An 11,715-nucleotide genomic window follows, 5' to 3' on the forward strand; every position below is an offset into this window, starting at 1 on the left:
CCACAGCGCCTCGAACTCGGGGCTGATGCGGCAGAGTTCCGCGACCAGCGTGGTGACCTCAGCGCTGTTGTTGGCGCCCGCGCGTGCCACGTCGGCGCGAAAGGCAGCGACGACGAAGCGCGCGATGCTCTCCCAGTCCGCGTTGCGGACGCGGACACGGTCGCTGCCGAACATCAGGCGCAATATGTTGCGCTGTTCGCGCGGTAGCTTGGAATAATCCGTCAGCAGCGCCGCCGCTGCCCGGTTCCACGCAACCACGTCCCACGTCGCCGTTTTGACGATCGCCGGGCTCAGCGGCATCGCATCGAGCACCCGCTGGAGACGCGGGCTGACGCCCTCGGCAGGCCTGTAGCGCACTTCCGGCGGGCGGCCGAGGCCGAGCATGAACAGATGTTCCCGCTCGGGTTCGGTCAGCATCAACCCATTGGCGATGCGGTCCAGCACGGCGGCCGACGGTGCTCCGCCACGGCCCTGCTCCAGCCAGGTGTACCAGGTTGCACTGATATTGGCGCGCTGCGCCACCTCCTCGCGGCGCAGTCCCGCGGTTCGTCGCCGCCCGCCGGCAAAGCCCAGCGCCGCCGGGTCGAGTTTGGTGCGCCGGTTGCGCAGGTAGCTTCCCAGCGAATTGCCCGCCATCCGTCCCATCCTGTTAGTGATTATACCAGGATAACGTCACTACTTTAATACTATACTGCAGTGACTAGAATACCCCCACTGAAATCGTGGGAGACCAAGACATGCGCGTATTCGTAACAGGGGCCACCGGCTGGGTCGGCTCGGCCGTCGTCGAACAATTGCTCGGCCATGGCCACAAGGTGACCGGGCTTGCCCGCGCCAAGGACAAGGCGGCGGCGCTGGCCGCCACCGGCGCCGAGGTGCTCTCCGGCACGCTTGACGATCTCGAGCTGTTGCGCAGCGCCGCCGCTGCGGCCGACGCGGTGATCCATACCGCGTTCAATCACGACTTCAGCAAATTCGCCGCCAATGCCGAGCAGGACCGCCGCGCCATCGAGGCGCTGGGCAGCGCGCTGATCGGATCGAACCGGCCGCTGCTGGTGACCTCCGGCTTCGCGATGCTGGCGCCGGGCCGGCTCGCGACGGAAGCCGACGCGCCGCCAAACGCGTCGTCCTTCCCGCGGCAATCCGAAGCGGCGGCGCTATCGCTCGCCGAACGCGGCGTGCGGGCGGCGTCGGTCCGGCTGGCGCCGTCGGTGCATGGCCTCGGCGATCACGGCTTCATTCCGATCCTGATCGGCATCGCGCGGCAGACCGGGGTGTCGGCCTATGTCGGCGACGGCCTGAACCGTTGGCCCGGCGTGCATCGGCGCGACGCCGCGCTGCTGTATCGGCTGGCGCTGGAGCAGGGCGCCACTGAGGCGGCCTACCACGCGACCGGGGATGAAGGCGTGCCGTTCAGGGAGATCGCCGCGGTGATCGGGCGAAGGCTCGGCGTCCCGGTGGAATCCCGCGGGCCAGAGCATTTCGGCTGGTTCGGCAATTTCGCCGCCGCCGACATGCCGGCGTCGAGCGCGCACACCCAATCGCTGCTCGGCTGGACGCCGAGTGGACCGGACCTGCTCGCCGATATCGATCAGCCGGGCTACTACGCGGCCCGCTGATCCCGCGCGCTACGCATCCGCCAGCCGATAGAGGCGATCCGCCGGATGGTGCCGAGGTCTTGACAATCGGACAATATTGTCCGATTGTCACTCGGTCGAGCCCGGGCCGACATGGACAAGCGCGATCGTTTCATCGCTGAACTGCGTGAGCAGGCTCGCGCCGCGGGCCTGAGATTTCGCATCGATTATCGCAAAGGCAAAGGTGGCCACGCGATGGTCTATGTCGGCGACCGGCTGACCACGCTGCCCGGCCGCGAGATCGATCCGAAGACGGCGCGGAAGATCAGAAAGCAGCTTGGGCTCGCCGACTGAGCCGCCAACCATGGCAACCGATCAGGACAGACAATGGACAGCTTCGCCTATGCCGCAGAATTCGAGCCGGGCGACGCGCGCGGCGTGATCGTGGTAAGCTTTCCGGACGTGCCGGAAGCGATTACGCAGGGCAATGGCATGGCGGACGCTCATCTGCAGGCGGAAGAGGCGCTGGGGCTTGCCCTGTTGAGCTATCCCGCGCGCCATTTGCCGCTGCCGAAACCGCGCGCCAAGGGCAAGCGGCTGAGCATCGTCGCGGTGGCGCCGGATGTCGCGGCGAAGCTCGCGGTGATCGAGGCCTTCGTCAACGCCGGCATCAGCAAGAGCGAATTGGCGCGCCGGATGCAGAAGGACGAGAAGGAAATCCGCCGCATCCTCGATCCCAAACACGCCACCAAGCTGCCCGCGCTGGTCGATGCGCTGCGCGCGCTCGGCAAGCGGCTGGTGATCGGCGTCGAAGCGGCGGCGTGACCTCGCAGCTCACGCCACGCGGCGCAGATCTCAGCTACGCATCCCCGGGGCCCACATAGGCGATCCGCACCATGTTGGTGGCGCCGGGGGTGCCGAGCGGCACGCCGGCGACGATGATGACGCGCTGGCCGGCCTTGGCGAAGCCGTCGCGGAACGAGATCGCGCCGGCGCGGTCGACCATGTCGTCCTGGTCGTGGGCGTCTTCCGCCACCACGCAATGCACGCCCCACACCACCGACAGCTTACGGCCGGTGCCGATGTTCGGCGTGATCGCCACCACCGGCGGCTTCGGCCGTTCCCGCGCCACCCGCAGCGCGGTCGAGCCGGAGCTGGTCCAGCAGATGATCGCCGATAGATCCAGCGTCTCGGCGATCTGCCGCGCCGCACCGGCGATGGCGTCGCCGGCGGTTTCTTCCGGGTCGGGACGCTGCGCGGTGACCACGCCGCGATAGATCGGGTCGCGCTCCACCTCTTCGCCGATCCGGTTCATGGTGGAAACCGCTTCCACCGGGAATTTGCCGGCGGCGGATTCCGCGGACAGCATGATGGCATCGGCGCCTTCATAGACCGCGGTGGCGACGTCGGAGACCTCGGCGCGGGTCGGCACCGGGCTGGTGATCATCGATTCCAGCATTTGCGTCGCGACCACCACCGGCTTGCCGGCGCGCCGCGCCATCCGCGTCATCTGTTTTTGCAGGCTCGGCACCCGCTCCAGCGGCAGTTCGACGCCGAGATCGCCGCGCGCCACCATCAGCGCGTCGGAGACTTCGAGAATCTCCGGCAGCCGGTCGATCGCCTGCGGCTTTTCGATCTTCGCCATCACCGCGGCGCGGCCGCGAATCACCCGCTTGGCCTCGTTGACGTCCTCGGCGCGCTGCACAAACGACAGCGCCACCCAGTCGATGCCGGTTTCCAGCGCGGCTTCGAGATCGGCGCGGTCCTTCGGCGTCATCGCCGACACCGGCAGGTCGGTGTCGGGCAGGCTGACGCCCTTGCGGTCGCTCATCTTGCCGCCGATCACCACCCGGGTCACCGCGCGCTCCGGCGAGGCTTCCTCGCAGATCAGCCGCACCTTGCCGTCGTCGAGCAGCAGCGCGTCGCCGACCTTCAGCGCCGAGAGAATTTCCGGATGCGGCAGCTGTACGCGGGTGGCGTCGCCGGGCTCCTTGCTGGAATCCAGCACGAAGGTGGCGCCGTTGTTGAGCTGGATCGCGCCGCCGCCGAACATGCCGACGCGCAATTTCGGGCCCTGCAGATCGACCAGGATGCCGATCGGCCGACCGTAGCTACTCTCGACGCTGCGGATCGCCTTCACCAGTTCGCGCATCTTGTCGTGCGAGGTGTGGCTCATGTTGATGCGGAACACGTCGGCGCCGGCTTCGAACAATTTGCGGATCATCGCAACGTCCGAGGAGGCGGGGCCGAGCGTGGCGAGGATCTTGATTCGACGAAGGCGTCTCATGGCTTGCTTCCCGGGACCGCATCTGGCGACAGACCAGACGCGCCCGGAGGCGTTCCACCCTGCGAATTCGGCATTCCCGGGAGCGTCCCTGGCCCGGGTGCGCCGGGCATCCCCGGCAAACGTTGCGTATTCTGTTCGCTGCTTTCGGTGAGCTGCACCGTCCAGGCGCGCTGCTCGCCGGTGTCGACCTCGAAGAAGCCGGTGCGGTCAAAGCCCCGCGCCAGGCAATTGTCGGTGCCTTTGATGGTGAATTCCTTGTCGCGCGAACACATGAAAGCCTGTCCCGACCATTCGCCGCCGCGATCGTAATCGAGCGCATAGATATAATAGAACCGCGCCACCAGCGTGCCGCGCAGCAGGGTTTCGCAGCTGCGCGACGCCACGTTCCACCAGCCTTCGGTGGTCCAGCCCTCGGCGTCCTTGTAGCCCAGCGCGATGCCGACCCGGCTCGAGGTGTTGTTGCAGAGCCGGAAATCCGCCGCCGCGGAACTGGACGAGAGGCACAGCGCGACCAGCGCCAGCGCCGGCATCAGGGCGATGCCGAGGCGTTGCTGTGAAAACACGTGGCGATGAGAATCTTCTGCGATCATCCGGTCAAGCTATATCAAACCCATGAGGACTTCGCTTGGCCCGTCGGCTGCTGTCAAGTTCACCGTATTGCGACCGGACCCGGGGGAAACGGCCGCGGCAGCTATAACCCCGCGATATGGCAAAATCTGTGACAACTGCGATGTGACGTCAATGCCCGGCCGGATCGTTCGGACCTAACCATGGCAGGCGGCGATCGCGCAACCCGGCCGGAACCCGAAGGCTGCGGCGCGCTGATTCTGCAATCGCGTTCAGCCGCCCGGCTGCGGATCGCGCCGGGCTATGGGCGATCCTGCGTTGACCACAGCCGCCGCACTTTTGAGTGTCGCTTCGCCGCGAGGCGCGATACAAGCGGGCCGCAATCCAACAGTCACATCAGGAGTACGAGATGGCCACGTCTGCCGCCGTCAAGGAAGAGCCCGCGACCCAATTCGCGAAGGATCAGCTCAAGGCCATCATCGAGCGCATCGAACGTCTGGAAGAAGAGAAGAAGACGATTTCCGACGACATCCGCGACGTCTATGCCGAGGCCAAGGGCAACGGCTACGACGTCAAGGCGCTGCGCACCATCGTGCGGATGCGCAAGCAGGACGCCAATGAGCGTGCCGAACAGGAAACCATCCTGGAAACCTACATGCAGGCGCTCGGCATGCTGTGAGCGATCGCGCGGCGGGTGCCAGCCTTCGCGACGCCCGGTTAGAGCTATTCCGGTTCTGATAAAATCAGAACCGGAGCTCTCGATTGCTATTTTGATGCGTTTTCTTTACGCGAACCGGAATCCACTTCGCTCGAAAACGCTATAGGCTTTCCGCGCAAAGCCTTGCTCCTCAGCATGGCGGCGGTTCGGCTGAAAATCAAAGCCAACACCATGACGGCATCACCCCATTGGTGATGCCGTTTGCATTTCGGCGGTGGTCCGGGCGCAAGCCGAAGCGAGCGGGCTGGCAATCTCGAGGCTGCTGCAACACGAGCTTGTGGAGGCGCAGTCGTCCTGAGGCGCCCGAGGCAGCGAAGGCCTCGAAGGATGCGGCCGCGCGTCGGCGGCTTGCCACGGGTGCATGGTTGCCTCGTGCGTGGCCCATCCTTCGAGACGCGCGGCTTCGCGCTCCGCGCGAAGCCTTGCTCCTCAGGATGACGGCGGTGGGGGTGGCTGCGCGTGCGTTTGGCGTGGCTGCGCCGGCATTCGGTGTGGCTGCGTCGCGTTCGGCGTGGCCGTGCCGGTGTTCGGTGTGGCTGCGTCGCGTTCGGCGTCGCTGCGTTGGACCTCTGAGCATTTTGATCAATTGAAAGAGCTTAATCCCGTTGGTCACGCTTCGACTTTGCTCGAGCCGAACTGCCGCGCGACCACCACTGCGCCGTCATCCTGAGGCGCCCGAGCAAAGCGAGGGCCTCGAAGGATGCGGCCGCGCGTCTGCGGCGTGCCAAGGGTGCATGGTTGCCTTGTGCGTGGCCCATCCTTCGAGACGCGCGGCTTCGCGCTCCGCGCGAAGCCTTGCTCCTCAGGATGACGGCGGTGGGTGTGGCTGCGCGTGCGTTTGGCGTGGCTGCGCCGGCATTCGGTGTGGCTGCGCCGCGTTCGGCGTGGCTGCGCCGGCGTTCAGTGCGGCCACGCCCGGCATCAGCCTAGCGCGTCAAAGCAATCCACACGGCTGAGTTCAGTATCGAGGTTCAGCGCAGCGCCGCGGTGCGGGTGAACGGCGTGGTCGACAGCGCCACCACCGCCGCGCCGGTGAATTGTTCGCACTGCAGGCCGGACAGCGGATCGTCGGCGAACCCCATCGCCACCGCGGCCTGCGGCTTGCTGAAATGCGTGCGCAGGATGGTGAGGTCGGTGTCGCCGAACACCGTCGAGGTCATGGTCGCGGCGCTCGGCGCGAGAATCATCGCGCGCAGCCAGACGTCGTTGTCCTTGACCGCGGCGGCGGCGAGCCGCGACGAGGTCGCGACCACGACGCCCTGGCCGCGCTGGCCCTTGGCGACCACCGTGGTGACGTTGTTGACCGCCATCGGATTGCGCGCCGCCGAGGCCGGACGCACGCTGCGCGGCAGCGGCGCGCTGGCGGCGACCACCGCGGCGCGTTCGATCGGCGAGGGCGGCGGCGCATAGGCCATCGCCTGCATCGAGCTTTCGGAAATCGTGGCGGTGGATTGCGGATCGGCGGCGGCGAGCGCCTGGCGGGCGCTGATCGCGGCGACCTGCGCCGGCGTGGCCTGCTTGGTCGCCGGCATGTCGTCCCAGAAGCCGCGGGCGTTGATGATGTCGGCGGGCGATTGCGGCTTGCCGGCGTCGGGCTTGGTCGCCTCCGCCTTGGCCGCGACCGGCCGGGCGACCGCAGCGGGCGGGGCGTCCGCCGAAGCGAGCTGGACCGCGGCCACCGCCTGCGGCTTGGCGCGCGGCAGCGGCACCTGGTCGATGATCTTGACCACGGCGTTCTTGATATTGCCGGGGGCGGCGGCCATCAGGCCGACCGGTGAGGCGGCGTCGGCGCTGGCCACCACGGCGCCGGCTGCGCCGCCTTCATCATCCTCGTCATTGCCGGATTTGCCCTTGCCGAACAACGCCGCCAACAATCCGGTCTTGCCGCTGCCGGCGGCATCGGAAGCGTCGCCGCGCCGTTCGACGTCGGCCAGAGCGAGCTGATAGCCTGGGAGCGGATTGCCGTCCGACGGCACGTGCACGGTGCGGCCGTCGGGGAACACCCGCACCAGCTGATCGTGCGTCATGCGCGGCCAGTGCCGGATGTTGCCGGTGTCGAGATGCACGAAGGGCGAGCCCGAGGTCGGATAGAAGCCGACGCCGCCGCGCTGTAGCCTGAGCCCCGCGAAGCGGATCTGCTCCAGCGGCACGCCGGGAATGTAGAAGTCCATGGCGTGGCCGAGCATGTGCTGGCTGAACCGGGCGACGCCCTGCGAGCGGCGGCGCAGCATGGCGTTGGTGGCCGGCGAGCGGTAGGCGGAAATGATCTGGATCGGCTGCTTGCCGTCGACGTCGCGGTAGACTTCCCAGAGGATGTCGAACAGCCGACGGTCCATCGTGGTCTGGTCCTGGCTGCGCCAGTCGCGCAGGAAGTGGTTGATCTCCTGCAGCGCGGCTTCGTCGTAGCGGCCGTTGCGCTTGAAGGTGACGGTGAGGTTTTCGTCGGAATGGGTGTGGTGAAAGGTGAGGGTGCGGCTGTCGCCGAGCGCGGTGGCGTCATGCACCGAGCCTGCGCCGGCGAGAAGTAACAGCGACGCCAATCCGGCCTGAACCCCGGCGCGGGTCGATGTCAGCGTGAAGAAACGACGTGCGAATCCAGCCAGCACCAATCAACCCACCCCAAAATGACCACTCGACAAATCCGCACCTCGCAACCGTGAGCGGCGAGGACAGGATGAATGCAGCCTTAAAGCAGGAGGGTTAATTGAAAACTACGCCCCACCCTCCGTTAGCATTAACTTAGCCTGTTGAGTGTGGCGAAAAATAGCCCGGTGCCGAAGCCTGGATGGAGGATGGTTAATGCAGCGCCCGGGGCGCGCCGCGCAGCCATTGGATTTGCAGGGCTATTTTGCTTAACCGCGGCACCCGGCGGCGCGCCGCCTCGGGATCGCCCCTGGGGCTGATGCGAGCGTCTGCCTCCGTCACTCGGAGTCAAATGTTCCACTTGCGAGTGTTTCTAGACGATGCTCGCCATGAGGGCATAGCTTTGCGCTGGGTGGATCAACCGCAAGGAGACGACCGATGGCAAATGACGAGCCGGAGATCGCGCCGACGCTGAGCTTCCGTCCCGCGAATCCGAAATTGGACGACAAGGTGATCGGAGAGCACAAATCCGGACACCTCGAGCACGAGATAACCGAAAAGCGCGGAGAGGCGCCGGCGCTGTTGCCGCCGGCTCCGCGCGGTCCCGCCCCGAAAACCTCGCTGACCTCGCGGCTGCGCGACAAGCTGGAACGGGGAGGTTGACGATGTGGCTGCGTTTCGCCAATCACCACGGCAGCCGTGTCTGGGTGGCTGTCGGATATTACAGCCCGAACTGCCCCGACGGAGGTGACTGGGCCAAGAAGGGCTGGTGGAAGATCGAGCCGGGCCAGGCCGCTACCGTGCTGTGGACCACCAACAAATACTCGACATTCTATGCCGAAGCCGACGACGGCAGCCATTGGTCCGGCTCGTACCATACGCCGGTGCCGTTGCAGGCGTTCGACTGGTGCTGGAACACGTCATCGACCCAGGCCGATGACGTCGGCATGCGATTGATCACGGTGACCAATGCCGGCTGGCCCTGGACCGGCACCATCAATCTGACCTGACCGCAGATGCTGCGGCGAGGTTTCGGCGATCAACCTGCATCGCCGAAACCTCGAGAGCCCTATTAGCGGGTGAAGATGTTGCGCTGGGAGCGCCGATTGGGCTGCGCCGGCGGCGCGGAGGGGGCGCCGAACAGCCGTTCGAAGAACGACGGCTCGGCGTTGCCGGCGCCGTCGTTGAACGCCACGCCCTGCGGAATATCGGCGCGCGGCCTCGCGTAGCTCGGCTGCGCGTGGGCGATTACGTTCTCCAGATCCTTGCCCTTGGGGTTGCGCAGGATCGCCAGCATCGCGGCGTCGCGGCCGTAGACGTCCTTGCGGGTCTGCAGCTTGCCGGCGTCGTCGACGAAGGCGGTCTGATAGGTGATGTTGACCGGGATCGGGGTTGGGAATTTCAAGTCGATCTCGCTCTTGCCGTACATGCTGCGGATCTTCTCCGGCGTGTAGTGCTCGTTCGGCATGGTGATGTTGAGCAGGGTGGCGGCGTATTGATCCGGGTTCTGCACCCGCATGCAGCCATGGCTGAACGCCCGCGCCTCGCGCGAGAACAGGTTCTTGTCCGGGGTGTCGTGCTGATAGACCAGGAATTTGTTCGGGAAGTTGAAGCGGATGCGGCCGAGCGCATTGGCCTCGCCGGGCGGCTGCGAAATGTGGATCGAGCCGTCGCGATTGCGCTCCAGCTTTAGCCCCATGCGCTGCAGCACGGTGGGGTCCTGCTGCAAGGCCGGCAGATATTCGTTGTAGATGATCGATGGCGGCACGTTCCAGGTCGGGTTGACGGTGATGTATTTCATCGTCTCGGTCAGAAGCGGCGTGGCGTGCTGGCCGGCCTTGCCGACCACCACCCGCGTGGTCCAGAGCGGGGCGCCGTGCTGCATCACCTTCAAGGTGTAGTCGGGAATGTTGAGGATCACATAGGCATCGCCGAGCGACGGCACGCCGAGGTCGCGCGGCAGCCAGCGCCAGCGCTCCATATTGACGATCACGGTGTCGATCTGGCGGTCGCTCTTCGGGCTGTTCAGCGCCTTGACGGTGCGCTCGTCGAGCACGCCGGTTTCCTTGAGATCGGCGCCGTCCTGGAATTTGCGCACCGCTTCCGCGACCTTGGCGTCGTAGCGGCTGCTGTCGGGATTCTCGGTGACGCCGAGCTTGGCGCGCAGCTGCGGCACCCGCGGATCGTCGGGCTCGGCCGCCGGCTGCTGCTTGCGCGCCGGGGTGTATTTCAGCGCCGGGCCGTCGGCGATCTGGATCGCGCCGGGGCCGTCGCCCTGGCCGCGTAATTCGGCGAGCTTGGCCTTCAATTGCCGGTACATCTTCTGCGGCGGGTTGTAGCTGGCCAGCGCTGCGGCGGGGTCCTTGGCGGCGCTGACATTGGCCAGCACCTCGGCCGGGTCGATCGGGTGCTCGGGATACTGGATGTCGCCGGAGACCTGCGACCAGTGCATCCGGCCGCTCTGCGCCTGCCGGGCATAGTCCAACAGGCTGGCGGTCAGCTTCAGCTCGGCCTCGGCCAACGCTTCCGGCGTGGTGGCGGCGGCGAAATCCGGCTGCGGATAGTCGGCGGGGTTGAGGCCGTCGGCGGCGGCGTCCTTCAGCCGCGCCACCACGGCCTTGGCGAGCGGGGTGACGGCGCCGGCTTGCGTCCACAGCGGCGCGAAATCCCGCGCGGTGTAGAACTTCTCCACCGCGGCGCGCTCGCCTTTGCGGTCGAAATAGCGGCTGGATTTGCCGCCGAGCATGTCGCGCAGCTTTTCGGCGACCGGCTGGTCGGCCGGCGCCACGGCGCTGGCGGTCTTGGCGGGCTCGGCCGACGGCTCCGCGGCCTGCTGCTTGGCCGGCTCGACCGCCGGTGCGGTGGCGGCGGGCGCGGCCGGCTCCGGAGCGGGGGCAGTGGTCGCGGCGGCGTCCTGCTTCGGCGCTTCGACGGCGGCGGCGGGCGGCACCGAAGCGGTGGTGTCGGGGGCGGCGCTGTCGGAGGCCGCTTTCCCGGACGCCGCGGTGTCGAGCTTGAAGTCGCCGATCGCCGGCGGCGGCACATTGGCGGGTTCGGGGGTCGGGACGGCGGCGTCGATGGCGAGATCCGAAGGGCTGCGGGCGGGTCCGGATTGCGCCAGGGCGGAGCCGGCTGACAGCGACACGAAGGTTGCCGCAACGGCGATCAGGACGCGGTCGAATCCGCGGCGGCCAGTGGAATCATCTCGCATTCATCGCACCCCTTGGCTGAAGCTGCTCCGAGATGGAACAGTTCCTCGCAGTCTTGAACTTTTGCTGAAAGCGCCGCGATCGCACGCCCGCAAGCCGTGATTCACCAAGGATAACACGCGCGCGGCCAAAGCGGCCAGCATCGCACGGGCGTCTCACGACAAACTGACTCAACCGACCGAATAGACCCACACCGAAATGTCACGGCGCTTTTTGCCACGCGGCTGTGGCTTTGTCTGTCACCGGCCGGCAACGGTTCAAATGTTCCGGGGCGGGCCGTTGATCGCCTCGGAATCAGCGGCGACCGCTTCAGCTCAAGGGCTGCGGCGCGGCGGCCTCGCGCTCGGTCTGGGTCGCCTCGTCGAGCTTGCGGTACAGCGTCGAGCGGCCGATTTTCAACCTGCGCGCGACCTCGGACATCTGGCCGCGATAATGCGAGATCGCAAAGCGGATGATCTCGCTCTCCAGTTCGTCGAGCGGGCGGACCTCGCCGTCGGAGGTCAGCATCGCCAGGCTGCCGGCGACCGGCAGCGGTGCGATCGGGATGTCGAGGCCGGAAACCTGTTGCGGCGCGGCGGCGTGAAACGGTGGCTCGATCAGCAACGGCTCGCCGGCGAATTCGGCGACGCCCGGCGCGGCGGCGGTCAGCGGGAAATCGGCGAGGTCGAGATGGCTGCTCTCGCTCATCACCACGGCGCGATAGACGGCGTTTTCGAGCTGGCGGACGTTGCCGGGCCAGTCGAGTTGGCTGAGCCGCGCCATCGCTTCGCCGCT

General features: G+C 66.9%; 12 protein-coding genes. 5 read left to right on the top strand and 7 right to left on the bottom strand.

The window, feature by feature from the left end:
* Window positions 1–636: helix-turn-helix transcriptional regulator (locus tag VGC77_RS16715; protein WP_414709689.1), on the bottom strand; the 636-nt coding region annotated here is incomplete at its 3' end.
* A gap of 101 nt (window positions 637–737) precedes the next feature.
* Here VGC77_RS16715 and VGC77_RS16720 point away from each other — a divergent pair.
* Window positions 738–1,619 carry an SDR family oxidoreductase gene (locus VGC77_RS16720; protein ID WP_331172694.1) on the top strand — a complete coding sequence of 294 codons (882 nt, stop codon included), beginning with the start codon at window positions 738–740 and terminating at the stop codon, window positions 1,617–1,619.
* Window positions 1,620–1,706: 87 nt separating this feature from the next.
* Here VGC77_RS16720 and VGC77_RS16725 read toward each other — a convergent pair whose 3' ends face one another.
* Window positions 1,707–1,829 (bottom strand): hypothetical protein, encoded by a 123-nt coding sequence (locus VGC77_RS16725; protein ID WP_331172695.1) that lies wholly within the window; start codon window positions 1,827–1,829, stop codon window positions 1,707–1,709.
* 135 nt (window positions 1,830–1,964) lie between these two features.
* Between VGC77_RS16725 and VGC77_RS16730 the strand changes: the two genes are divergently transcribed.
* Window positions 1,965–2,402, top strand: coding sequence for a type II toxin-antitoxin system HicB family antitoxin (locus VGC77_RS16730; RefSeq protein ID WP_331172696.1), 438 nt, complete (start codon window positions 1,965–1,967; stop codon window positions 2,400–2,402).
* A 34-nt stretch (window positions 2,403–2,436) separates the two neighbouring features.
* On the opposite strand, the gene pyk is transcribed toward VGC77_RS16730, so the two are convergent.
* Together pyk and VGC77_RS16740 are read right to left on the bottom strand one after the other, a co-directional pair.
* Entirely contained in the window at window positions 2,437–3,864 is a 1,428-nt protein-coding gene (pyk, locus tag VGC77_RS16735) for a pyruvate kinase (protein WP_331172697.1), read from the bottom strand.
* Window positions 3,861–4,454, bottom strand: a complete 594-nt coding sequence (locus VGC77_RS16740) for a DUF1036 domain-containing protein (protein WP_414709690.1) — start codon at window positions 4,452–4,454, stop codon at window positions 3,861–3,863. Before VGC77_RS16740 ends, pyk begins: the two co-directional genes overlap by 4 nt.
* A 386-nt stretch (window positions 4,455–4,840) precedes the next feature.
* Between VGC77_RS16740 and VGC77_RS16745 the strand changes: the two genes are divergently transcribed.
* A complete protein-coding gene (locus VGC77_RS16745) occupies window positions 4,841–5,110 on the top strand; it encodes a DUF2312 domain-containing protein (protein WP_011474386.1) in 270 nt (89 codons plus the stop codon).
* A 1,010-nt stretch (window positions 5,111–6,120) separates the two neighbouring features.
* Here VGC77_RS16745 and VGC77_RS16750 read toward each other — a convergent pair.
* Window positions 6,121–7,755, bottom strand: coding sequence for a DUF882 domain-containing protein (locus VGC77_RS16750; RefSeq protein ID WP_331172698.1), 1,635 nt, complete (start codon window positions 7,753–7,755; stop codon window positions 6,121–6,123).
* Window positions 7,756–8,170: 415 nt separating this feature from the next.
* On the opposite strand from VGC77_RS16750, the gene VGC77_RS16755 reads away from it, so the two are divergent.
* Window positions 8,171–8,395 (top strand): hypothetical protein, encoded by a 225-nt coding sequence (locus tag VGC77_RS16755; protein WP_331172699.1) that lies wholly within the window; start codon window positions 8,171–8,173, stop codon window positions 8,393–8,395.
* Between the two features lie 2 nt (window positions 8,396–8,397).
* Window positions 8,398–8,742, top strand: coding sequence for a DUF1036 domain-containing protein (locus VGC77_RS16760; protein WP_331172700.1), 345 nt, complete (start codon window positions 8,398–8,400; stop codon window positions 8,740–8,742).
* Window positions 8,743–8,804: 62 nt separating this feature from the next.
* Here the strand turns inward: VGC77_RS16760 and VGC77_RS16765 are convergent, their stop codons facing one another.
* Both VGC77_RS16765 and VGC77_RS16770 read right to left on the bottom strand, forming a co-directional pair.
* The gene (locus tag VGC77_RS16765; RefSeq protein ID WP_331172701.1) at window positions 8,805–10,943 is read right to left on the bottom strand and encodes a L,D-transpeptidase family protein; all 2,139 of its coding nucleotides are present in this window, start codon (window positions 10,941–10,943) and stop codon (window positions 8,805–8,807) included.
* A 307-nt stretch (window positions 10,944–11,250) separates the two neighbouring features.
* The coding region (locus VGC77_RS16770; protein ID WP_331172702.1) for a helix-turn-helix domain-containing protein at window positions 11,251–11,715 on the bottom strand (465 nt) is incomplete at its 5' end.

The sequence above is a fragment of the Rhodopseudomonas sp. genome, assembly GCF_036404135.1.
Taxonomy (GTDB): domain Bacteria; phylum Pseudomonadota; class Alphaproteobacteria; order Rhizobiales; family Xanthobacteraceae; genus Rhodopseudomonas_A.